Annotated in this window: 21 protein-coding genes and 1 pseudogene; 3 read left to right on the top strand and 19 right to left on the bottom strand. The window is 39.8% G+C overall.

The features are described 5' to 3' along the window. Position 1 precedes the first annotated feature (1 nt). The 6 genes from rplI to BLR42_RS08670 form a co-directional block, all read right to left on the bottom strand. Positions 2 to 448, bottom strand: a complete 447-nt coding sequence (gene rplI, locus BLR42_RS08645; RefSeq protein WP_026498362.1) for a 50S ribosomal protein L9 — start codon at positions 446 to 448, stop codon at positions 2 to 4. A gap of 15 nt (positions 449 to 463) precedes the next feature. After that, positions 464 to 2,515 carry a DHH family phosphoesterase gene (locus BLR42_RS08650; RefSeq protein WP_026498363.1) on the bottom strand — a complete coding sequence of 684 codons (2,052 nt, stop codon included), beginning with the start codon at positions 2,513 to 2,515 and terminating at the stop codon, positions 464 to 466. Positions 2,516 to 2,589: 74 nt separating this feature from the next. Further along, entirely contained in the window at positions 2,590 to 4,185 is a 1,596-nt protein-coding gene (locus BLR42_RS08655) for an AAA family ATPase (protein ID WP_091868288.1), read from the bottom strand. Between the two features lie 99 nt (positions 4,186 to 4,284). After that, a complete protein-coding gene (locus BLR42_RS08660) occupies positions 4,285 to 5,274 on the bottom strand; it encodes a glycosyltransferase family 2 protein (RefSeq protein WP_091868290.1) in 990 nt (329 codons plus the stop codon). Positions 5,275 to 5,653: 379 nt separating this feature from the next. Beyond that, a complete protein-coding gene (locus BLR42_RS08665) occupies positions 5,654 to 6,610 on the bottom strand; it encodes a glycosyltransferase (RefSeq protein WP_091868292.1) in 957 nt (318 codons plus the stop codon). 9 nt (positions 6,611 to 6,619) lie between these two features. Beyond that, positions 6,620 to 7,129, bottom strand: a complete 510-nt coding sequence (locus BLR42_RS08670; RefSeq protein WP_242879278.1) for a rubredoxin-like domain-containing protein — start codon at positions 7,127 to 7,129, stop codon at positions 6,620 to 6,622. A 324-nt stretch (positions 7,130 to 7,453) separates the two neighbouring features. Here BLR42_RS08670 and BLR42_RS08675 point away from each other — a divergent pair, with 324 nt between their 5' ends. Together BLR42_RS08675 and BLR42_RS08680 are read left to right on the top strand one after the other, a co-directional pair. Further along, positions 7,454 to 7,759, top strand: coding sequence for a type II toxin-antitoxin system RelB/DinJ family antitoxin (locus tag BLR42_RS08675; RefSeq protein ID WP_091868294.1), 306 nt, complete (start codon positions 7,454 to 7,456; stop codon positions 7,757 to 7,759). Then, a complete protein-coding gene (locus tag BLR42_RS08680; RefSeq protein ID WP_091868296.1) occupies positions 7,756 to 8,085 on the top strand; it encodes a type II toxin-antitoxin system RelE/ParE family toxin in 330 nt (109 codons plus the stop codon). Before BLR42_RS08675 ends, BLR42_RS08680 begins: the two co-directional genes overlap by 4 nt. Positions 8,086 to 8,150: 65 nt before the next feature. Here BLR42_RS08680 and BLR42_RS24210 read toward each other — a convergent pair whose 3' ends face one another. The 7 genes from BLR42_RS24210 to BLR42_RS23280 form a co-directional block, all read right to left on the bottom strand. Continuing rightward, positions 8,151 to 8,252 carry a transposon-encoded TnpW family protein gene (locus tag BLR42_RS24210; RefSeq protein ID WP_091868327.1) on the bottom strand — a complete coding sequence of 34 codons (102 nt, stop codon included), beginning with the start codon at positions 8,250 to 8,252 and terminating at the stop codon, positions 8,151 to 8,153. Positions 8,253 to 8,564: 312 nt separating this feature from the next. Continuing rightward, the gene (locus BLR42_RS22675; RefSeq protein ID WP_170832691.1) at positions 8,565 to 8,729 is read right to left on the bottom strand and encodes a hypothetical protein; all 165 of its coding nucleotides are present in this window, start codon (positions 8,727 to 8,729) and stop codon (positions 8,565 to 8,567) included. Then, positions 8,719 to 8,934 carry a hypothetical protein gene (locus BLR42_RS08690; protein WP_091868299.1) on the bottom strand — a complete coding sequence of 72 codons (216 nt, stop codon included), beginning with the start codon at positions 8,932 to 8,934 and terminating at the stop codon, positions 8,719 to 8,721. Before BLR42_RS08690 ends, BLR42_RS22675 begins: the two co-directional genes overlap by 11 nt. 47 nt (positions 8,935 to 8,981) lie before the next feature. Continuing rightward, positions 8,982 to 10,643, bottom strand: a complete 1,662-nt coding sequence (locus BLR42_RS08695) for an AAA family ATPase (protein WP_091868301.1) — start codon at positions 10,641 to 10,643, stop codon at positions 8,982 to 8,984. A gap of 534 nt (positions 10,644 to 11,177) precedes the next feature. Beyond that, positions 11,178 to 12,779 carry an AAA family ATPase gene (locus BLR42_RS08710; RefSeq protein ID WP_091868307.1) on the bottom strand — a complete coding sequence of 534 codons (1,602 nt, stop codon included), beginning with the start codon at positions 12,777 to 12,779 and terminating at the stop codon, positions 11,178 to 11,180. 52 nt (positions 12,780 to 12,831) lie between these two features. After that, complete coding sequence (locus tag BLR42_RS08715) at positions 12,832 to 13,653, bottom strand: AAA family ATPase (RefSeq protein ID WP_207648529.1); 822 nt, start codon at positions 13,651 to 13,653, stop codon at positions 12,832 to 12,834. Continuing rightward, positions 13,617 to 13,943: a hypothetical protein gene (locus tag BLR42_RS23280; protein ID WP_207648530.1), complete on the bottom strand. Its 327-nt coding sequence runs from the start codon at positions 13,941 to 13,943 to the stop codon at positions 13,617 to 13,619. Before BLR42_RS23280 ends, BLR42_RS08715 begins: the two co-directional genes overlap by 37 nt. A gap of 255 nt (positions 13,944 to 14,198) precedes the next feature. Here BLR42_RS23280 and BLR42_RS08720 point away from each other — a divergent pair. Beyond that, positions 14,199 to 15,926, top strand: a pseudogene (locus tag BLR42_RS08720) (IS1634 family transposase). A gap of 393 nt (positions 15,927 to 16,319) precedes the next feature. On the opposite strand, the gene BLR42_RS08725 reads toward BLR42_RS08720, so the two are convergent. The 6 genes from BLR42_RS08725 to BLR42_RS08750 form a co-directional block, all read right to left on the bottom strand. Next, on the bottom strand, positions 16,320 to 18,005 hold the full coding sequence (locus tag BLR42_RS08725) for an SWIM zinc finger family protein (RefSeq protein WP_091868311.1): 1,686 nt from the start codon (positions 18,003 to 18,005) through the stop codon (positions 16,320 to 16,322). A 104-nt stretch (positions 18,006 to 18,109) separates the two neighbouring features. Continuing rightward, the gene (locus BLR42_RS23535; protein WP_242879279.1) at positions 18,110 to 18,445 is read right to left on the bottom strand and encodes a hypothetical protein; all 336 of its coding nucleotides are present in this window, start codon (positions 18,443 to 18,445) and stop codon (positions 18,110 to 18,112) included. Positions 18,446 to 18,624: 179 nt separating this feature from the next. Further along, positions 18,625 to 19,239 (bottom strand): hypothetical protein, encoded by a 615-nt coding sequence (locus BLR42_RS08735; RefSeq protein ID WP_091868314.1) that lies wholly within the window; start codon positions 19,237 to 19,239, stop codon positions 18,625 to 18,627. Positions 19,240 to 19,244: 5 nt separating this feature from the next. Next, positions 19,245 to 19,640: a hypothetical protein gene (locus BLR42_RS08740; protein WP_091868315.1), complete on the bottom strand. Its 396-nt coding sequence runs from the start codon at positions 19,638 to 19,640 to the stop codon at positions 19,245 to 19,247. A 465-nt stretch (positions 19,641 to 20,105) separates the two neighbouring features. After that, positions 20,106 to 23,216, bottom strand: coding sequence for an SIR2 family protein (locus BLR42_RS08745; RefSeq protein ID WP_091868317.1), 3,111 nt, complete (start codon positions 23,214 to 23,216; stop codon positions 20,106 to 20,108). A 1,130-nt stretch (positions 23,217 to 24,346) separates the two neighbouring features. After that, positions 24,347 to 24,676, bottom strand: coding sequence for a transposase (locus BLR42_RS08750; RefSeq protein WP_242879280.1), 330 nt, complete (start codon positions 24,674 to 24,676; stop codon positions 24,347 to 24,349). Between the last annotated feature and the right edge of the window lie 502 nt (positions 24,677 to 25,178).

A 25,178-nucleotide genomic window follows, 5' to 3' on the forward strand; every position in this document is an offset into this window, starting at 1 on the left:
ATCAAGCCTCCGTAACAGAAACTCTGAGTGTTGCGGTGACCTGAGGATGAAGCTTTACAGGAACCTCAGTGGTACCGAAGTTTCTGATGGGCTCTGAAAGCTGAATCTTTTTCTTATCGATATCAAAACCGCACTGCTTCTTTGCCTCTGTAGCAATTTCCTTCGAAGAAACAGAACCGAAAACTCTTCCGCCCTCGCCTGCCTTCATTGTAAGATGCACGGTCGCCTTCTCTATCTCCTTCGCATACTCCTGCATCTTCTCAAGAAGAGCCTGCGCATCGCGCGCATCCTTCGCCTTATGGTTCTTCAAGTTTGTGAGATTAGCCTTTGTAGCCTCAACTCCAAGCTTTTTAGGTAAAATAAAATTCGAAGCGTAACCGTCGCTCACCTTAACGACATCGCCTTTTTTTCCAAGTGATTTAACATCTTCAAGTAAAATTACTTCCATAACATCCTCCGCTTTTTACATCAACTCCCCAGCCTCGATCATAATATCGATCTGCCCCTTAATTTTTCCGATCGCCTCGTCGATTCCAATGCCCTCAAACTGGCATCCCGCGGAACTGATATGTCCGCCGCCGCCGAGCTTCTCCATAATAATCTGAACATTAACCTCGTCAATCGACCTCGCACTGACATATATCTGATTCTGATACTGCGTGAATGTAAAGCTCGCCTTAACACCCTTGATATTCAAAAGCTCGTTTGCCGCCTGAGCCGCAACGATAGTGGGACTCTGAACCTCATCCGCGCTGCAGACCGAAATCGCATAAGCACCGCGGTAGATCTCAGCCTGACCGACAGCATCCGCTTTTGCCTTATACTCCGTCGCATCCTCTCTGAAGAGCTTACGAACTCTCGTCACATCCGCGCCGTTTCTTCTAAGGAAAGCTGCCGCCTCAAAAGTTCTGACACCGGCCTTGTTCATGAAATTATTCGTATCCACAACAATTCCCGAGTACATACTGTCAGCCTCTTCCGGCCTTATCTTAACAGTCTCGTCTATGTACTGCAGAACCTCGGAAACCATCTCACACGCACTGGACGCATAGGGCTCAACATAGGAAAGCGTCGCATTTTCCACAACCTCGGCGCCCTGCCTGTGGTGATCGAGCACCACAATCGTCTTACAGAACTTCAGAAGCTCCGGACACTCAGTAATACTCGGCCTGTTGACATCCACAACCACCAGAACCACGTTGTTGCCTGCGATATCAATCGCCTGCTGATTACTGATAATCATATCCGACTCGTACTCCGGATTATCTTTGAAAAGATCGACCAAAGGCTTCATCGAATTGGTAACGTCGTTCAAAACTATATGGCACCTTCTGTCGAGCGTCTTGGCAATTCTGTAAATGCCGACCGAAGCACCGAAACTATCAACGTCACCGAGCCTGTGACCCATAACGATAACAGTATCTTTTCCATTAATAATCTCCTTAAGGGCATGCGCCTTAACTCTCGCCTTAACCCTTGTAGATTTCTCGACTTTCTGACTCTTACCACCGAAATACATGATCTCGTCCGGAGTTTTCACAACCGCCTGATCACCGCCTCGGCCAAGCGCCACATCAATCGCATTCCTAGCAAACTCGTAGTTCTGCGCATAGGACAAACCGTCAATTCCGACACCGATACTGAGCGTAACCGCCATCTCATTACCGATATTAACAGTCTTAACATCCTCCAGAATATCGAAGCGCACTTCCTTCAGATACTGCGCCGACTTCTTCGGCATTACCACGAAATACTTATCTTTCTCAATTTTCTTCGCAATACCATCACAGGTCGCGATATACTTGTTTATCTTTCTATCGATAAGCGCCGTCAGGAGCGACCTTCTGACCTCCTCGACACTCTCAAGAGCCTCATCATAGTTATCAATGTAAATCAGCCCCGCTGCCAGACTCTGGGAATCAACCTCATTTATAGCCAGTTTTAACGCAGTCTCATCAAACAGATAAACCGCAACCAGATAGCCCTCGTAGCCGTCCGACTCGATGATATCGCTGTTCGCCGCCATCTCATCAAGCGAGATCTTCTTCATCTTCAGCGTGAAATAATTGCCGTCATACTCGACATCCTGATGCGTCTCTTCATCGCCCGTGGGGAACTTCTCAGGAGTTATCCCCGGAAAAAGCACGGAAATTGACTTATGAAAACCCTTCTCCTGGTGCAGCGCCCTCTCAAAGGCAGCATTGGTCCACACAACCTTCCCGGTATCATCCAAAAGCGCATGCGGAAGATCCAGCTCGCGAAGGAGCTTTTTCTGAATCTGCCCATACTCCGTGGCGAAACTCACCAGCTCGTTCATTATTATCGGCTTATTATAAAAATCGAGATAAATTACAGCCATCAGATACAGCGCCGCGAACGCAGCAACTATAAGCCCTGCCCTGAAATCCACGGTAAACACCGCAATCGTAACAAACGCTAACAGAATCCCCAGATATATGAAAATTCTAAGAAAAGTCTTGAGCTTTCCCTTTAACCTTATCCTAGTCTTCGGCATAACCGCTTTCTCCATCCCCTTGAAGTTTTTAAACATCCTCCCGGCAAATGAGCCCACTTATATATCATATAATTTTAGCATAAACCTTGAGGAAAAGTCATCTTCTCAATCCTGCACTCATGCTTCTTGGTCTTGGAATTATAATTTATCCCACACAAGACAACTTCGCCCTTTATATTTTCAAATACCTTAGGATATTTCCTATCCTTAATCTGCCCAATGGCGCCTTCCGAACTATCATCCATTTTCAACTCTATCAGAAGCACCGGCAGCATCTCACCCGGACGAGGAATATACACAATATCTGCAAATCCTCTCCCCGAAGGAAGCTCCTCCACCTTAATATAATTATTTGCGCAGCTTATATATGCAAACTTAACCACTGACCTCAGCGCCTGCTCATCATTATAAAAAAGCGGCGAAATCCCAAATGTTCCTGCAGAATGTACTTCCTCCAAAGCCTTGGCAACTGCATCCTCATTTCCATCAATAGTATCCGCAATCAACTGATCAGAATTCCGAATAATTCTGCTTGTAGCCTCATGGTTACCGGTACGAACCATACTGACAAACTCTCGTCTGATCTCCTCGTTAGGAATCCTTGCCTTATCTGTCTTCGAATCATATGCCAGATAGCCCAAATGAATTAGAAGCGAAAGGACATCATCACGATTTTGAACAGAAGTCATATCATTCTGGAAAGTAGCTGTGTCTACCGGCATCTCATTTCCACCGATCATCTGGATAATATCAGCCTGTAAACCATCCTTATCCAAATTTATATACTCAAGAAGCGCCCCAAAAGTCTCCGTTTTGGACCAATAAGAATCATAAACAGAAGTTCTCACAGCCTGGCATACGGAATTAGGATTATAAACATCCCCCACTTTCGGGAAAGAGTAGCCATCATACCACTTCTTCAGCATTGATTTATTGACAGTATAATTAGCCGCCAGATAATCTATATCTGCCTTAGTAAACCCGACATATTCAGCAAAAATCGAAGGCTGTATCATGGTATATTCCCTGAAGTCAGAAATAGCGGACTGATGCCCATATTTCTTTATCGGAAGAATTCCCGTCATGAACGCACCGGCAATTGCACGGTCTGTAACATTTCCATTCTTAAAAATTTCCCGAAGAAAATCGATATATTCCTCCTGAAGATCAGTCTTTTCCTTATACTCTCTAAAAAGCGCATCCCATTCGTCAATAACAAAGAAAAACTTTTTATTCGATGCATCCGCTACATTAACCAGCAGCTCCCCCAGAGTATTGCCTTTAGCATCCGGATATACTTCTTCTATCTCATCTATAACTGCATTTCTTACCGCCTTAACAATATTATCAATATTATCCAAGCCGGAAATGAACCCGGTAATATCAAGATAGATCACCTGATATTTATTCAAATGTTCTTTATAAGAATCCGCCTTAGCTATAACCTTATCATCAAAAAGGCATGATGAATCACAAGTCATGTCATAGTATGCACACAGCATCTTAGCTGTATACGACTTACCAAAACGGCGCGGCCTGCTAATAAATGTAAGCTTATCTGAAGTATTAATCGTGTCGTTGATTTCATCAATAAGACCTGTCTTATCAACATATATTCCGTTTAGTATCTGTTTGAAATTTTCATTTCCAGGATTAAGGAATAATCCCATTTTATATTTACCCCATTACATTCCTGATTTAGTAAAGAAAAATCGAACACCTCATCTACACTCATTAAGCATACTACATTACCGCCTTCCAATAAAGCCTCACCCCACCAACCTAAATACTCTCAAAAACCCCCCATCAAGTCTCATTCTCCTCAGCATCACAAACACAAAAACCGCTCTGCGGACGCCTGCTCTCTCCCCCACAGGACTGTTCCATCCAATAAGGCGATTACCGGTAATCCCCGGCATCTTCCGCTCTAACCAATCAAAAATATCCGTGCGATACTCTAGAAGCTTCCCCGCAGGCGTCCCCTTCGCCGCATACAGCACATGAAAAATCCCAGTCTTTAGCATAAAATACCTGAACTGCTCGTCCTTCATCCACTCGCCGGCACTGTCCATCCCCGCAATCGCATCGAAAAGCCGCAGCACATCTGCCTCCTCGCTGACAGACCTGTGCACCGTATTGGACACCGAACTCTCATTTATAACCCACTGATATCCCACATACTCCGTATACGACACCTTCCGCGTGTGAGAATAACAAAGCACATTAAAATAAATATCCTCCCCCAGCGGCACCGGCAAGAACTTAATCCCCTCGCGCACCACAAAATCCCTGCGGTAAATCTTCCCCCAGGGCGTAATATTCATAAACCTGCACCACTCATTATTTACAAGCTCCACATGCTCGCGAACCTCTCCGCCCGCCGTCACATGCTCATAGCCCGAGATCACGATATCGCTTCCATCCCGCTCAGCAACCTCCAGAAGCCGCTCGATATAATCCTCCCTGATATGATCATCCTGATCCATGAAAAGAAGATAATCCCCACTCGCTTCTGCGATTCCGCGGTTTCGCGCACCTCCCTGACCGGTATTCTCCTGGGAGATAAGCCTGAAGACTATGCCATCACCTTCAAACTCCGCAATCTTCTCACGAATCACTCTTCCCGAATCATCCGTCGAGCCGTCGTCAACAAGCAGCACCTCCAGCTCCCTGTATGCCTGAGCACCTATCTGCCTGAAAATCTCATCTATGTAATTTGCACCATTATAAACCGGAATTATAATCGAAACTTTCTTCAAAACGCCCTATACTCCTTAACGTAACTGATGCCATCCAGCTATCTCTGGCAACTTGCTTCTCTATCACTCGATTTTTCTAAAAAGTAAATAGAAGCCTACTTTTTCTATTTTGGTATACTTTTTTGACTCATTTTACAGGGAATAGGAAAGTAAAAGTAAATAAAACCCGCTTTTTTTCCATTTTGGTATACTTTTTAGGCTGGTTTTACAAGAATTTGTAGAGCAAAAGTAAATAAGAAGGCGTTTTTAAGATTTTGGTACCCATGATTTGCAAAAACATGGGTACCAAAAGTCCAAAAATGTTCTCTCATTTACAAACTCTCTCAGAAAAGCCCTAAAAAGTCCCAAAAAGGTATACCAAAATTCCAAAAACGCCTTTTTATTTACCAACGGCTCCCCTGCCCATCAAGAACATGATCCGCAGCGCGACTTCGCCGCCGGCAGAAGGCCTGAGCCGATGTCCCCAGCACAGCCTCTTAAAATACCTTGCAAAATTCATCCGTCCCCCGGAGAGCAACAGCCAGCTTCTGCAAACTCGCTTCTCAGAGGGCCTGATCTCCTTCAACGACAGGAAAGTCCTAATCAGCCTGCACTTAAGCAGGAACTCATCGCCGAAAATCTCACGCCTTAGCCAATTGGAAATAAGCGTCCCCACGCCATTCCCGTACTCAGTGTAGGTCGCCTCGTGCCGGCGATACTTCGTAAGATTCCTATCATCGTACAAGATTTTTCCATGGAAATATGCGGTCCAGATGCACAACTCATCATGATACATCGCCTTCCCAACAAGATTCTGACGAAGCAGCAAATCCCGCAAAGCGTTATTTATCACCATGCAAAAGCCTGATGCGTAGGTATAGAACAAGATATTCATCTCATCAAGCACCGCCACATCACCCAAACAGTGCCTACTTATCAAGCCAAGCTCCCCGTCGCAGTTATCATAATCATGTATATATAACAACGGCCTACCGTCACCAGCACCCCCATCAGAAGCCACCAGCCCAGCATCCCCCATCTTCTCCGCCGCGTACTCCAGCTTGTGCTCATCCCACACATCATCCTGATCGCTGAACGCATAGTAATCCGCGCTCTCGCACTTCTCGAGCACATCCCAGAAACAATCCGGATACCCCAGATGCGAAGCCCCGGACACCACCTTCACCTTCTCTGGGAACCTCTCTGCATACTCATTCACAATCCGCATAGTAGCGTCCGTCGAGCCATCATCCCGGATATACAGCCGAAAATCCCGGTAAGTCTGCGCCATTATCGAATCCAGCTGCTGCCCTATATACTTTTCACCGTTGTAGGTGCACATCAAAACGTTAATCATACCAAATACTTATCTCACAACCTTCTCAAAATCCGCCTTCGGATGCTTACAGATAGGACAGATGAAATCATCCGGAAGCTCCTCGCCTACCCACTCATAGCCGCAAATCCTGCAGCGCCACACCGTCTCACCCTTCGGAGTCGTGCCGACCGCCTCGGGCTTTGGCTTAATATTATTCTGATAATACTCGTAGGTGCAGGACGACGTATCGGACAGCACCTCCATCGCAGTGGGCTCACATATGAAAAGAGTATGCGATCCAAGATCCACCGTCTGCTCCACTTTCAGGGAAAAATATGCGTTGGTACCGGTTGTAATATAAGGAACTCCGTTCTCAGCGATCTTATAAGAAATCTTCCCATCAACAACCTTCATCTCGCCGGATGCATCCGCAAACTTATCTACGTCCCTTCCCGACTGGAACCCGAAATGCTTGAAAATATCGAAAGTACCATCATTACTGATAACAGAGACATTGCCTTTGTGTTCATCTCTGCCATAACAATCTCCTTTCTGCAAACAACTCATCTATACAAAATATTAACACTCACGCCATACTCGTACAATCAGACACCTATTCATTGATATCACCACCACTTATACAAGGCCTTTCAACTTCTCAAGATACCCTGTCACATTAGCATAAAATGGCAAATCCTGTTGCTACTTGTCAATAGTTTCTTGTACTTTTTCTTGTGGAAGTGCCTAAAATCCGCGCTAAATGTGGTTTTCTCCAAATCTTTCCATTTCAAGTATCGCCTTGTAATGCGCTTGCATTTGCTTGCAGTTGCAAGCAATATATGCTATAATTTTCTTACAAAGAAATGAAAGGAGCGTGATTTTATGGCAAATACATCCCCTGTTTATGCTCGTGTCGAAACAGGTCTCAAAGAAAACGCCGAGGGTATCCTTGCTCAGCTTGGGATTTCTCCATCTGAAGCTATCAAGATGCTTTACAGTCAGATTGTGCTTGTTAAAGGAATGCCTTTCCAGTCAAAGCTTCCAGAGATAAATCACTTTTCTGCTCAGGGCATTACCAAAGCTGAGTTTGATGCAGAGCTTCAAAAAGGTGTGGATTCCATCAAGAATGGCCGCACCCACTCTGTTGAAGATGTTGATCGCATGCTCGCTGAGGAATTTGGAATATGAGCAATTTTTATGTCTGCTACTCTGACGAAGCAAAGGACGATCTTCGCAACATATTCATGCATATCGCATATAATCTAGGCTCAAGAGATAATGCAGAAGGTCAGGTGAACAGAATTCGTGAAGCTATTAAAAAGCTTGATAAGTTCCCTAAAAGAAATTCACCCGTTCCATATGAACCCTGGGCAAGCCTTGGTATGCGACGTTTGAATGTTGACAATTACGCTGTTCTCTACCTTGTAGACGAAGATCATGAGCGAGTTGAAATTGTCCGTATCCCTTATGGTGCAAGGGATCTTGATAAATTCTTTGAAGAAGAAATGACCTAATAGGCAAATTATTTTTGCTCCCTAACTATGAAAAAAATGTAGTTAGGGAGCAAAAATCTTTTACATCAACAAGCGCAATCTGCCCTCAGCACTCTTTTCAGTTTCTGTGAAAAGGTCCGTCCCCGCTCCTTGAAATGAAGATTAGCAACATAGGTTGTCTTACCTATAGCCTACCGTGAATCCATAGTAGTAGCACTCTATCCGTTTGTTGCAACCATCATCGCATCTATCCTGATGTTCTTTGTGCCGGGACACCTTGTCCGCATGTCATCCACAGCTGAGCAGGAAATGTGGTTTCCTCAGTATGCTGACTGGAATCTTGCGAACAAAATATATAGAGGTTATACTTCAACAGTAGTTAAGCATCGATTAAAACTACCACACCTGATAGGTGCTCCGCCGCACAAGAATATTCACAGCTTTGTGGCTCGCCCTCAACTATTCCGATTATACGGATTGAGGTATTGAAAAAATGCCTGTCACCATGAAAACTTGCCAAACAATTGTCCACAAAAGTTTTCACGGTGACAGGCATCAATATAAGAGTCCATTAGCTCTTTTAACCAATTTGTTCTCTTTTCAACGACATCCGAGCCAAACTCCTCCAGTATATACCTGTAATTCTTCGAATCCTCAGTCTTCATTATCATGCTCCCTAGCAATATTTCGGTTAACGATAGCTCTGCTCACCGATCCTAAATACTTTTTGAACTTATAAAGATACAAGTCCTCGTATCCCCCGGAAAAAGTAGAGCCATGATTTGGAAGAGAATCCTTTTTTATCATATCATTTTCGATAAGATACAACATCTTCTTACCAACACTGTCAAAGGTTTTGCTGCTCGTCATTAGGGCCATCCTTTCTATCCTTCAAGCATCCCTTAAACTCCTCAAGGTTATCTTACCCGTATTATCTTTCCATAAAATGATATGCCATATTTATGAATTTTGCCAGCTTTAACCTTTTTTAATTCCGTGTCATACTTCTTCTCATCAATCTGGTTTAATGCCTCTTGGGCATCTTTTTCAAGTTCCTTTTCCGAACCACTACTCTTAAACTCCAGAAGCACCGCTATGTCATTTGTCTTCTTAGGATAAAGAGCTATATCAAATCTTCCATAGCCGCTTTCTTTGTTAGATTCAACTCTATGAGTATCAAAAACCATTGCAAGTATTCCCAGCATCATACCGTGATAGAAGCCCTCAGTACCTGCATCAAAGTAACTGACATAATTAAGAATGAAATCAGAAAGAGCCGTCTCCAATTCCGCAGCATCACCTTTAAGCAATTTCTCAATAAGCGCATTTTCTATTTCTGAAGATCTGCTTCCCGACATTCTCTCCAGAACCTCTCGCCTAAAGATACTTACTATCTCCTTATTGGGAATTCTTAATTGATATTCATCCTGATCCTTATTGCCAATCTCAGATGAAGTCAAATATCCGGTGGAAAGTAACATAGTAAACAAGCGATTGCTGTTCTGACCGATTTCATCATAGATAATGCCTTCATCAATCCATGCTGAAACAGAATCTCCGTTTAACAGCTTTTCCATAGAAGTTTCTGTCGTAAAGCCATCTCTTCCCAAACTGCCTGAAAGAATTGAATGTGAGCCGGTATTTGTCCAATATGCCTGTACCTTACAACGATTATCTATATATTTTATAACAGACCAAGGATTATAAATGTTTTCCGTACCAAATCGATATCCATCATACCACTCAACTACTTCATCTTTTTTCTCAATTAGCCCATAATCAAGAAGAATTTTATCTATATCATTTTCGCCAAATCCAAATACATCACTATATTTGTCAGAAAGCACAGAGCACACATCAAGATTATTTAAATCACTAAAAATACTCTCCTTTGCAATACGAAGTACCCCTGTCAAAATTGCAAAGTTCATTCTGTCATTAGTCTTTAGCACTGCTCCCAACAACCCCTTCACAAAGTCAGTTGCCTCGTGGTGGTACTTAACCTCCGCGTTATAAGCACTCTGAATAGGAGTATCGTATTCATCTATTAGAATTACTACCTTCTCTTTATAGTATTTATACAGATACTCCGTCATTCGTTTTAATGAAAAGCGTAATTCCTCATCAGATAGCTCATATCTGAGCACCTTATTATAATATTCCTTTTCATCATCAGCCAGCACATCCATGATATCCCTGTTGCGCCCATAGATATCACTGATAATCATGGCAAACTGCTTTTTCATACTATCGCAGGTATCAGCCTTAATATCCTTAAATGTCAAAAACAAAACAGGATATTTTCCCTGCTCCGCCATGTATTTTTTATTGTCTGACTGTCCAATATGACACTTCTCAAATAATTTCCGATTTTCCGCTACGTTATCATTATCATAAAAATACTTAAGCATACTCATAGTAAGAGTTTTGCCAAATCTTCGAGGTCTTGTGATAAGAGTAACATCTGAATGACCGTCAATAAGAGACATGATAAAATCTGTTTTGTCTATGAAGTAATAGTTTCCTTCTATTAACTTTTTATAGTCTTCTATGCCGATTGGCATCTTCCTATTTTCCATATGTTATATAATCCCAACAAAAGAATTAAAATAATTGTTTACTAAATGTAAGTATAAACTTTTACATATAATATATCAAAAAATATATATCTTATTTCTACAAAAATAGTGCTAAAAAGAAAATGCAGAACATACATCCTGCATCTTACAATTATTCCTCAAAAGCGTACCATATCTGCCCTTTGAACATTTTATCTTCTTAACATATTCCGCAAAATCATTTACATTATATAGTCTTTTTTCTATTTTTAGATAATCCGGAAAGTCATCCAGGTCATCTTGCTCCAAAATCATTGAGGCGATCTTTTTCCCGGCCTTTTCCCCATAACCAATCTCATACGGATCCCACCATGACTCTTTATAAGCAAAGAAAGCAGATGCGCTAAAGCAACACTTAGCGCATCTGCTAAAACAATCAGAATTATCCTTAAATAATATCTTATACCTGAGTCCTTATTCTTCCCCAGCATAATAAACACTCCGTCTCTTACGATTTCCTTTGGAACATTAGTAGACTACTCATATTTTTCCAATTTATACTTCTTCATATAAATAATCGTCTATATTCCTTTTATCCTTATCCGTAGAAAAGTTCATTCCTACTTTATAAATCTTATACCCATCCTCCTTTTTTAGGATATTTTTCTCACAATACTTCTTTTTCTCAATTTGCTCCAATGCCTCTTGAGCTGTCTTGTTTATCTTACACTCTATAACATAGATATAGATTCCACTTATAAGCTCGGCATCAATCCTTCCAACATTGGTTGTATTCTCTGCAATAATGTCCATTCCGCACATTCTAAATGTCAAATATAAAAGAGACTGGTAATATTTCTCATAATTTAGCTGGATATCATATGGCACCCCAGCAAAAATACCTTTGATAATTTCAACCATTCTATCGATATTACCTTCATACGCTGCATTCTGTATTAAATTAGTAAAGTTTGATATCTCACCAACAGCCTTTTTCATATATACAGACGCTAGATCTGTCTCAAAAGAATCCTGAACTTCTTTATTGGGGTAGACCAATTTATATGTTGGAATATTGTTCTTTTCTTCCCGCTCACCAATAGTCAGGTAACCTGTCTGATATAAGAGCTGTATTAGACTTTGAGAATCAACATTGTCATTAGTCAACTGCATAATATCAAAGGAGTTATATGATATATCTGTCATAACAGCATTCTCTATTGATTCAACTGTAATATTCTGTTTTCTTGCCTGATTAACGAGCATTACAGGTGTCGCTGTAGCATACCAATAATTCCTAAACTCATAGTCTTCATTAATAAAACGTCCGATTGAAACTGGGTTATATACCTTTTCTCCATCAAAAGTAAATCTAAAGCCATCATACCATAATGCTAACTTCTGCTTTAAATCACCATATGTCACACTATTTTTTGCAGCACCAATCTCTATATACTCATGTAAATATACGTCTAACTCATCCTGAGTATATCCAACTGCATCAGCAAAATTTTTACTCCTGCTAATATCAATCAAATTATTTAATTTACTAAAAATAGATACCTGACTAAGTTTTGTAATACCGGTTATAAAAACAAATCTTTCAACAGACTCATATCCTTTTATCATCTGATAAAAAGCTTCCATAACCTGGCGGATCTTCTTGACTCCCTTTCCGTCCTCAATATTGTTGGTTATCGGTCTGTCATATTCATCAATAAGTATAACCACTCCCTTTTTGTACTTATTATTGAGAGCTTTAATCAATTCCCCAAACATCAACGCAGGAGAACTGCCGGATATTATTACTTCATTCCGCTCAGCTATTCCTGTCATTTCAAGCTTTAACCATTCCTCAAGGTTAGCCACCGTTGAGCTATCACTCTTTCCAAAGTCTATATGAATGATAGGAAAAATATCCCAACTGTAATCCTTATCATATATATATAACCCCTTAAATAACTCTTTGTCTCCACTAAATACAGATTCCAGAGTACTTACAGTCAAGCTTTTCCCAAACCTTCTTGGTCTTGAAAAGAAAAACTGCCCAAAGGGTTCTTTTACCATATCGTATATATATTTAGTTTTATCTACATACATATAATCAGCTTCAATTAAATTTTTGAATGTAGAAATTGATGTACTGATTTTTTTCATTTTTATTCCCCAATTTGTTCCATAATTTTCTCAATTACAGGTTTCAGATTCTTCAATACTGTATCTTGTCATCTAATCCGCAAACATAATCACAAAGCTTCATTTTATCGAATTCTTTTACTGAAGTCTCCTGTCCATAATCGCCCACATGTGTATAGATTGAATAAAAGTTTTCCAGTTCAATACCATCCAGTTCTAGCGCGTTCTCTATGCCCTTGTTCATCAAAATATGCTCGTTAAAATATGGCATTACCATAACAACAATATTATTTCCAAAATATTCCTGCTTTTTTGTATCAGAATCAAATAAAAATATTTGCAGCGTTAGTGGTCTTTGTCCTTTAACAAATTGTATCGCTTTATCTAAGCTACCTGATCCAGTAAACTCTTCATTCCCCTTCGCATCCAAATGACCTATCCATCTAAATTCCACATTTTTGTCTGAATATCCAAATATCTCTAGAGCTTTATTAAAGTATTTCTCATCTGTACGCCCTTCTAGATAGACAACTGGTTTTTTCGTGTTTTCCAATTTAGCCTTTAACATTCTACATTCATCTGCATATCTGTTATTTTCATTAATCATTACATCATATGCTTCACGAAAAACATTATTGGTATCGGCTTCACATTCTATTCCCTCATGGTCCATATTAATAATCATAACGTTATCATAAAAAGTATCTGAAATTCCAATATTTACAAAAGGTGAATGAGTCGATAAAACGAATTGGATTTTAGGGAACAATCCTATTAATTTTGGCAAAACTTCTCTTTGGATTTTTATATGAAGATGCTTGTCTATCTCATCGATAAGAACAATACCTTCTATATCATCTATAGTTTTACGTAATCTGTCAGTTTGTTTAAACAATTCACCAAATATGCATAGTAAAGATTCATTGCATGAATGGTATACTTTTCTGCTACAGACTCCATAATCTTCGTTCCTACTCCACAATGCCTATACCCTTCAATTACATCAGCATTATGCAATATCACGCCTTTGACCTCATCGTCAATTGTCGGATACGTGTCAAAAGAAAACCTTGCTATTTCTTCATCATTATACATTGCCTTTACTACTGCGTCTTGACCATATTCCAAATCCTCAATACCAGCAATTACTAAATCTTTAATATCGAATATATTCTCTGCTTTCATATGCCCCCTCAGATTCTTTCCGAATTATAACCGAATTCATTTATCTCTCTAAGCTTTAGCTTTCCTTATGATTTTACAACAACCAAAACTAACCATCAATCAAATTACAGGCAGGGCGCGGGAGTTTGACACCTAAATCATATCAAAAATAGTTGCAGACCACATCTGGTCTGTATTTTTTTGTCAAATTTTATTTTTTAATATACAGTGATATATAGTGATTTGTGGTATAATAAGGGCTGGGGGATACTATTCATGAAACTTACAATCTCAAAGTCCAAGAATTCAGAATCATTCTATATTTCCAAATCCTTTATTGATAATTCTGGAAAAAGCACCACTGCTACTGTCCGTAAACTCGGCACACTTTCAGAATTAATAAAGGATCATGGCCCAACTCGTGATGATGTTATTGCCTGGTGCCGCAGCGAAGTTGCTGCCGAAACCAAGAAGTACAAACAGGCACGCAAAACAAAGTCTGTTCAGGTTGTTTTCCACGCAGATAAAGAATTAGACTATGCACAGCGCAAACTATTTGAAGGCGGTTATCTGTTTCCTCAGGCTGTTTACTACAAGCTCCAGCTGGATAAGATCTGTAAGACAATCAAACAACGTCATCAGTACGAATACGATTTAAATGCCATTCTTTCTGACCTGGTTTATAACCGCATCCTTGATCCACGTAGCAAACTTTCTGCATATAAAGCTGCCCAGTCATACCTTGAAGCTCCTACATACGAACTTCATGATATCTACAGAGCATTATCAGTACTTGCAGAAGAATCGGATTTTATCCAGTCTGAAGTTTTTAAGAACAGCAACTATTTTGGTAAAAGAAATGATCGAATACTTTACTACGACTGCTCTAACTTCAATTTCGAAATTGAGCAAGAAGATGGTAATAAAAAGTATGGCAAAAGCAAGGAACATCGGCCTAACCCAATCGTTCAGATGGGACTTTTCATTGATGGAGACGGTATTCCTCTGGCATTTTCAATTTTTGGTGGGAATCAGAATGAGCAAAAATCATTAAAGCCTTTAGAATCAAAAATCCTTCAGCAGTTCGGTCATGATAAGTTTATTTACTGTAGCGATGCCGGCCTTGGTTCAACCGATAATCGCAAATTTAACCACCTAGGAGAACGAGCGTTTATCGTCACCCAGTCAATAAAAAAGCTTGATGCAGAAAACAAAAAACTCGCACTGAGTAAAGATGGTTTTAAAAGGCTTGCGGATAATAAAAAGGTTTCTGCTGCAGAAATTGAAAGTACTGATTCTGATGAGTTGTACTACAAAGAAATCCCTTATATCAGCGGAAATATCGATCAGCTACTCATAATCACCTATTCGCCCAAATATGCAGCTTATCAAAAGGCAATCAGGGAAGCTCAGGTGCAACGTGCCGAGGCTATGATCAACAAAGGAAAGCTAAAAAAGAATTGAAAAAACCCTAATGATCCAGCCCGTTTTATAGGGAAGGATGCACGTACTGAAGATGGCGAAGTTGCCGATATCCATTACTATCTTGACGAGACAAAGGTTGCCGAAGAAGCTGGATATGACGGTCTTTACGCTGTCTGTACAGATCTTATAGACGATGATGTTAAGGATATTTTGAAAGTAAGCGAGGGACGATGGCAGATCGAGGAATGCTTCAGAATCATGAAAACAGATTTCGCTGCAAGACCTGTCTATATCAGAAGAGATGACAGAATAGAAGCCCACTTCCTGATATGTTTCCTGTCATTACTTGTTTATCGTTTATTGGAAAAGCAACTTGAAAACAAATACACCTGTGAAGAAATCTTGGATAAATTGAAATCAATGAAATTTGCAGACATTAAAGGACAGGGATACATGCCAACTTACATTCGTGATAAACTTACTGATGCCCTTCATAAAGTATGCGGTTTTAGAACCGATTACGAATTCATTACTAAAGCTGATATGAGAACTATAGAAAAACAAAGCAAGCAAAGGTAATATTACTATATATCAAGAATCACAAAAATAACGCCAAGAGCCTGATGTATTAAGGCTTTTGGCGTCTTTAGTTGGTATTAAACTGTCAAAGACAGGATCTTACCAACTATGGGAGGGGAGTGACAACTACCCTAACACTGAGGGCATCAGAACTATCCCATTACCTGAAATCAAGCCAAACAAGCAAAGAAAGCAGATACGCTATTACAACACTTAGTGTATCTGCTAATAATACAAGAATAATCCTGCAATAATATCTAAAATCAGTTTTCTGTTTGTACCCAACCAAAACAATTTACCTGCATATCAGTATAATTATTCACATTTTTCCAACATCGTCATTATACCACATAGTCACCTATCAACACATAGATAGATCCCTACCTTCATCCTTCATTTTATATGCCTATACCCCTCCAGCATCTCACACATAACCTTCCTCGTGGGATACATCTCCATCCACTCCAGCGCGAGCTGTCTTACCCGCGCCTTCCCGCCGGTAAACTGTGACATGCGCATCAGGTATCTGCTCAGATCATTATATCGTGATCGGTTGCAGGCTTCGTCTGCAAGCCCTGAAACAAATTCAGAATAAAAATTCAGGATCTGCTCTGAGTACTTATCCGCCAATGCAAAACCATACTTGTTTACCAGACTTAGTTTATCTTTCTGCGCCCATATGGTATCAAACAGCTTCTCCTTCATCTTTTCATCTGCAAGGAATTCACACCTCTTATCAATGTCCTTTCGGGAACCGATTATCTTTAGCCGCTCATCTGACCATTCCTTATCAGTACACATGGCGCGGTATGCTCTAAAGTCCTCCAGCGATGCTCCCTGATTAGCCAGAAGATCTGCTCTTCGCTCAAGCTTCTCCGACTCTTTGTCCTTATTCTGGGCGTATAGTTCAATGAGCCTTTTGGAATATGTATGCATTGTATACTCAGATTCTTTATCATATTCCTTGCCAAGTTTAAGGAGTCTGATCTCTTCCTTGGTATCCCCCTGATCCCTGGCTTTCTTAATAAAGTAATCCCGAACTGACTTAAAGCTCATGTAGCCACGCATATATTCTTCAGCTTCTTCATCCGTTGCACCAAGGCGCTTTGCAAAGATATTCCTAAGTTCAATAGCGTCACAGCTGTATCCATAGTACGAGGTAAAAATGCCAGGGCACTGCGTCTGGCCTTTGCTGCTCTCTATCTTCCCCTCAAGGCCTTTTATTATTTCCCGGAGTTCATCATCCGATGCCAGCTCGTACTCAAGGAAATCCTGCAGCATGTCTTCCATATAGTCGATAACTGTACCATCATCAGAATGCTCTTCAAACCATTCCTTAATAGGCTCACGCTCCTTGGGCTCACAATTTTTGATTATGTCCTGCCACAGCTCATAGCAGGTACTTGAGATAGATGCTATCTCACCGTCATCATCAATGTCCCAGTTCCCAAGCTTGGTATAAGCATACATTGAGGCATTAAAGGCATCCATGTAGCTCTCATTATCGATCAGTTCTCCAACTCTGTTTCGAAGAAGGCTGTTCAGGTCGGATTCGAAAGACATAGCGCTATAGTAATCTATATACCCTGACCTGCCACTGTAGGCGTTAAAAACTGAATCTATTTCCTTTTCTATCTGCTTTACATCAGAAGACTTCCCGGTGCCGAGATGCGCCCGGATAAAGCTCTCTGTCCGGTCGTCCTGATTTGCAAGATAAATCAGAAGATCTTCAATATCCTTACGGTCAGCAGATCCTACGATCTCTTTAATGCTTTGCATTTCAGCACCCTGGTTAGACATGGCCAAAGCTCCGCCTGATGTCATACCGTTATCTGCCAGGTATAATACCGCCGCCATATGCTTGCACCACTCACCCTTTGCTGCATATGGGCAGGAACAGTATCCGTCAATAATCTCAGAGCCCGAATACCTTATCTTTACCTTATAGTACTCACTCCCTTGAACAACTGCGGATATACTATCATCAGTCTTTACGAAGTCAGTGACAGAGCCGTCACTGGCATAATCCCAGCCTCTTTCCAATATATGAGAACGGAACAATCCTTTCCAATTGAGCATAATCGTCTCTCTTTCTGTTTGGCGCCCTGCGAAGAACCCATAGAATATTTACACAGACCATTATACCGCATAGCGTTTTAATGTCCTTATAGCAGCCATAATTCTTATCCTTCAATCGCTTTCTTTACGCTCTGATAATCCCAGTAGTACTTACCATCTGTTGCCTTATAATACATTCTTTCATGAGTGCCAAGATTCTTTACTGCTTCCGGGCATAAGGATTTATCAACTTGTGTCTTGTTATAAAGAACTACTATCTTTATTCCAGCTTTAACAGCCTCGTCGCATTCATACTTGATATAGCTTCTGTAATCAACACTATACCCTTTACCACATGCCTTAGTCCAACTGTTATAGCTTCCGCAATTCTGACATCCGCCTTTCGTAACAACATTTGTCTTGCTACCAACGATCAGTATAAATGTTTTGGATGCATCCATCCTCATTTTCAAAGAAGATTTAATAGAACAGTAAAGGCTACTATCATAGCTTTGTTGAAGTTCATGAGCATCCTTAAAATGTAAGCTCCAATGGTCGCTCTCATTCCATTTGTGGAGAATTTCAACAGCATCCTTATCGTTGTCAAAGTCAGCAGCTATATAAGTGAGGTTATTGGAAATCAAGAGCCTGTGTTAACACTTACAGTTCTCAAAATAATTATTACTCTTGATAACAGCAACTCCTTTACCTTATCTAATGCCAATGCTATTACCTGATCATATTCATCTTCACTCCCTACTATATCCATAAATGTTTTCAAAGAAAGGCCTTCTCCAATACAATCGATTACTACTTTCATGATGTAGGAAAGATTGTGTTCATCATAAGGATTTCTCAATTGCTTTTCTATCATCTCGCACCATAATAATTCCTCGTCATCAAAGGCATCATAATGGCAAATGTACTTATCAGCCAAAATTTTTAACGCTCGTTTAATATCGCAATTATCTCTATATGAGAAAAACTGTTCAGCCAGCATATTATCTATCTTTTCAGCCAAATCATCACGCTTCATCAAACGAAGATAATTTTGAGCGGTATAATTGCTCTTCAGATTTGGGCTTTCAATACACATAGCACGTAGCTGAACAATAATCATATCCAGGTACGTTATGACATCAATATCTGTATTGTGAATATCATCAACCTCAATAAAACGCTTATATCTTCTGAGTAGGAGTTTAAAGTGCATTTTGAAATTATCAATGTATTGTATAAACTCAAGCTCATCCATCTCTGCTATCTCCTAGCTTCGTCCTCTATTCCCTCTTTTTTCAACTTCTGTTGAACTTCTGAAATCCAGGACATCTTATCAATAATAGGCTTTACTACGTTCTGGTAATCTTCGCATTTTTCACAGATACTTTTATTATTTTCGAAGATGTATTCAGGATAACAACACGTATTGAGTATCTCACAGCGAACTTTATCTCTTCCTTCAAGCTGTCGTTTCATCTTAAGCCACGGCTCATAAAGAAGGTCGCACCATATCTCATTTCGTTTCTTCATATCTAACGGTGGCAAGGGAACGGCTTTCTTGTACTCATAATCACCACGATCCTTAAGTCCATATTCTTTAAGAAGTTTTACAGCTTCTTCTGCTCCGCAAAAATCGTTGTTTTCTGCATTTGCCATGATAAACCTCATTCTTACTTTCTGCGCTTCCACGTCATTATCAATCAATGACAACACGCTTTCTTTCAACCTAAAGTCCCGTCATTTTATACCAAGGTTTGATCATGTCGGGGCATTTACACCCATGAACTCATAGAGTTCACACTGCTTTGCTGTTATCTCAGATAGATGATGTGCCTTGCCGGGTTGCTGATAATACTCAATAGTATCCAGTTCATCAAGCCAAAGGATCAGGTTGATATAAAACCCAAGCGACCGCGAGGCCGCCCGAGAAAGGATTCTAACCCTTCTGCCGGAAATCTATAGTCCGGCAGATTGGGAAACTTTTAATAAATTAAAATCAATAAATTTTGCAGACATAAAAGGGCAGGGATACATGCCTACATATGTTCGAGACAAACTAACTGATGCCCTCCACAGATCATGCGGATTCAGAACTGACTTAGCGGTATTTCGTCAATCCCCTCATATAAAAAATCTGAAGTAAATATCCACCAAATCCTTATCGACACTTCCTGTTTTATACTCATCCTCTATTGCTCTCTTTATGTTCTCCTTTGCATTCTCATTCTTGCTAATAGTTTCTAACAGATTATCAGTGCAAAGAGATAACCATTTTGTATCAAACGAAGAATAATCATATCCTTCATAATTCATCAGCCACTCACATCCAGGAATATTATTCTTAATAAGCACCTTAGAACAAGCCCCTTTATCTATGACCAAGCCCTTAGTGTACAGATCTAGCAACTGATATAAAAAAACCTTTTCATTTTGAGCTGGGAAGATCATAACTCCGTTTAACGCATTACCACTATCCTCATCTTCTGCATCATAGTGATCGACAATCTGTTTTTCAATGTTTGTATCCGGTTTCTTAACTCCTTTACTAACTAATTCATAGTAAAATTCAAAAGCAAAATTACTATTATCATATTTCCAATTGCTATATGCATCACTTATCATTTTTTTGCCATCTGTGGTCAAAAACGGATACATTGATAAACATAAAAGCCTGGTATCATCTGCTATTAAGCTTCTGATTATTTCAGTGTTTTCATATACTCTGCTACTGCCCTTTAGTCCCCAAAGCAAAGTAGTTACCAAACTCCTACATCCTAATGACTCGGACTTGTTGTTTGATAGGTATAAAAGAATGGTATCTAAAAATGCAACAATATTGTTTGTACTTTTATCAGATACTAACAGCTCCTGTTTTCTCGCATTTACAAAAAACGCTTTTATCATATTAGAACGATCTCTATAGTCGAGACCTGTAGTAATCTCATTCAGCTTATTTGTTGTAATCTCAACCAATTGTTCATTTAGATTACATTTTCCAAGTAATGCCAGACACTTCCAAAACGTAGTGTCGTACATAAAAACACTTTTAGGAATTCTTTTAATACAATTTCCTACAACAATCGAGAGATATTCAATCGCATCATCACTAAGCGGCAGTTTACTTGAAAGCCTATTCATCATCTTCTCTAGTTCTTTTGCCTCTATGAATTTCAGAGCTGTTAAAACATCAAATGTCGTAAGAGTGCTTGCATGTACTGTTTTTAAATTCTCAACTAAAGAAGTTGCATTTGTATTATCTTTAGCTGTTGCAGAACTGACAATGCTCTGAAAATAGATACGGAAAATATTCACATGCTCTAAATAGTTGTTTACTGGAAGCATATTAAGTGAAATGTAATTATAATAATCAGATATACTTTCACTCATTCCCGCAAACGCAGCCATCCCACTAAAGAATGTGTAATTCGTATTTGCCTGCTCATTCACTTTTGCCGAAACCTGATATGCATCTTGGAACAATGTATACGCAATATTAAATGTGTACATATCCTTCAATGCTTTGTTCGTCTCGCCAAGATCAGGAAGGCTGTTGAACATCCGATCAAGCTTTAGCGAATCCATTTCAGTCTTGACCGTCTTCACATCATCTGACTTAATACCACAGATTATTCCGTTGCCAGATATAATTGATTTAGCTAGAACATAACGATTAAACTCTGCTATAAAGAATCTGACGTACTCATGGCGTTTGTAGAAAATAGTCTTAGCATTTCTATAGCAATTATAAGCTGCCAGATAGTTTCCAAGAACAAACTGAAGATAGCCTTGCTCCATATATAGTTCGGGTCTGGTTTCTGTTAAATGTGCTTCATTTTCATCTGCCACTTTCTCCAGTGAATCAAAATCAAACGTGTTAACAGCTTCCATCCATGAAGGAGAAGCTGTTTCATCCAAAGGTACAGAAGCAACAAACCAAGAATTTGCTCCTTGCCTTGGCAAATGCCCCTGTAGACATACCATATTACTCTTATTAAGTACATCTAAAATTTCTCTAACAATCCGTTGCGTTTTTTTGTTTGGTTTGAAATCCTTAATGTATTCAGCTACACGTATATTATTCTGCTTCTGTTTCTCTTCTATCTCCTCTTCCGAAAGATTTGTTTTAACATATATGTTCTTAAGTAGACCTATTGGCAAAGTAACTGCCTTACCAAGCCTAATCCACTGCTCATACACAAGGGATTTAAAAATCTCCTTAGTTTCATCATCTGACATTCTTCCGAATGTATCATTAATTGAAATGATACCATTACTAGAGTTCATTCCCGCATTAAGCAGAGCATTCTTAACATATATCTGGCTTGCATATCTCATTGATGAAAATGGTTTTAACTCATTGTACAGACATGTCAACTTATCATTTTTGTCTTTATCCAACAACCACTTGAGCATTAACAGAAGATTTGATGTCAGGTCATCAGAATCAAACAGACTCTGTAACTGCACAGATGCATATAGTACATTTATTCCAAAATTTCTAAAATACTCTGCCTCATTAACATCGTATTTCTTCCCAGATTGTATTAGATAGGCACGCTGGAAATCGCCGCCAAGTATATCCTTTACCCAGGAAAAGATTAATTTCAGATCAGGATCGTTAAATGAATACCCTATAAACAGCACTACTTTCGTACCTATCAGGGATTTCACATAATTCTCAATCAGTTTAAAATTACGACCATAACTAAGGTAATCATCTTCTTTCAGCACGAAGTTATCATTTTCAAAATCTCCATGCATCTTAATAAGCTCTTTGCCGCCTTGACGATATGGTAAATCAGCATCTTTACTGACCACAGATAGTATTTGGCTATTATCCTCAGCAGCCTGTTCTATAAGGTGATCATAATTTGTGGTTATTATGGTTGCTGTATCGAACTCGATAATTTTATCGTGGATTTCATGTTTGGGTAGATAGTCACCATGCCTGAAAATCTCACGTATAAGCTGAGTGTATTCCTTCTTGCCTCTTGCATTGAAATAGTACTGCGGTATTCTAAGATAATCTAAGTCTTCATCACTAATCGACAATCTATTTGCTATGTTTTGTATAGCGTCTCCCCAAGAAGGCATTCCTGAAGCAATAGAAGCACCTGCACCTACAAAAAGCACAAGCTGATGATCATCCATCGCCTGCTGAATAATCCTTTTTGATTCGGCATACTGATTCAGAATGTTATTATACAATGTATTATCATCATTTTGATTCATCTGATTGCCTCCTCTATTTCCCCTTAATCCCGACAATAATTCTAATCACGCCATCCCTGTATGTGTACCACACTTTTACATAGAAGCCGCTTGCCGTCCATCCGCAAGCGAGATATATTGATTCGTCGTCACTATACGCCATATCAGGAATATCAGTAATGGGAGCGCATAAGCTATTTTCGAATATAGTTGCAAGCTCTGGGATAGAGATATCCTGGATTCTCGGATTAACATGACCTTCATGGGGTCTGACCCCATATGCCCTATGCCCAGCTTATTAGGCGGACGTTTGCAATCCGCTATATGAAGCGCCCTTAGCTAGGTGCACTGACAGGCCCAAGGTATTTATTGTTTTTATCATAGTCACAACTAAATTTGCAATTTACAGGATTATTTCTCTGTGGTAAACTTCTAAATCTAGGGTGTCACCAATTTTTGATGGTTGACGGTTAGCCCTCTTCTCGGAGGGACTGCGACCCTCCGTTTATATAATCTGTGAGTCAGGCATTTTATTATCCACACCAGGGCAGAAATAAAATAGGAGGGCTAAACCAATGGAAATAATCCTCGGAATAATCGCTGTGTTAAGCTTATGTCTTACCTGCTTTGCCGTTGGATACTCCATCGGCAAGGATATCAATAAAACGCAGAAATGACCGCCTCATCCCTGACAAAGATTGCTGAGCGGTCACATTTCTGCTTATCATAATTTGTTTGGGCTAACCGTCACGGTGACACCCTTTTTATTATTCTTACGCCTTAATCTTAGCATCTCGTCAGTCTGTTGTCAAATGGCAAAAATGCTCAAAAATTCAGTATTTATGCGCTGTTCATCCGTTTGTTAATAAACCTAAGCAATCCAAAACGCTTGTAATATTTTTGTATCATTATTAACATTTCCAAAATGGGGTCTGACCCCCGGTATAGTACCTATAGTACCCGGTATAGTACCTATAGTACCCAGCCAAAACAATTTACCTGCTTATCAGTATAATTATTCACATTTTTCCAACGTCGTCATTATACCACATAGTCACCGAGTCAATAGGAAACCTATTATTTCTTCTTTACAAGCATCTCAGCCGCGCGCAAATATCAAATATCCATAGTCCTTTATAGCAATCCGTAATTCACACAATACTCATCTGTGCTGGAGATGAAAAGTTGGAAATATCTCCGTATTCTGCGTAGATTACTGCAGCAGAAATAGGAGCAATTCCTGGAATGGTCATGAAGTGAGGATGGACTTCGTTTATGAGCCTAATAATCTCACTCTCAAGTGTATTGATTTCTTTGGCCAAGGATTTGTAAAGGGACAGTAAACTTTCAAGTTCGACATCAAATATAGAATTATTGATGCCAACAGTATCATTAGCTAAACGTTTCAATTCATGGAATTGTTGAGGAGAAAACTTACCATGAGATATGCGACGTATTTCATTATAGTCAGTTTCAATCATGGCAGACATGTTCTCAGCAGAGCCATAGTTTTCTAACAGATATAGAGCTGTTTTAGAAAAACGTTCATTAAAGAATGGCTTGAACTCCGGAAATGTATGATCAAGAACATTTGTGAGTTTAACAAGATATAAGGATCTTTGACGAACAAGCCTGTCACGGATAGGGTTGTTTCATGAAGCAAAATAAATATAGGGTCTTTTAGCGATGAAACTTAGAGGGAAAAGCATTATACAAAAGTGCTTTTCCCTCTTCCTTTTTCTGCTCTGTAGAGGTATAATATACCTAAAGTATAGGTATACGCCACCTATACGAAAGGAGGAAGGTATGAAGACTGAAAAAGTATATCCAGAATGGGTTCAGGCACAACGCGTTAAGGGGACTACCATCAAGAAAAAAGGTGATTCATATTACCTGTACAAGCGTACATCGAAAAGGGTTCCGGGGAAAAAATACCCCCAGCCTGTGGATACCTATATCGGGCTGATTACTCCGGATGGTCTG

Source organism: Butyrivibrio sp. INlla16 (assembly GCF_900104155.1).
In the GTDB taxonomy this organism is placed as follows: domain Bacteria; phylum Bacillota; class Clostridia; order Lachnospirales; family Lachnospiraceae; genus Butyrivibrio.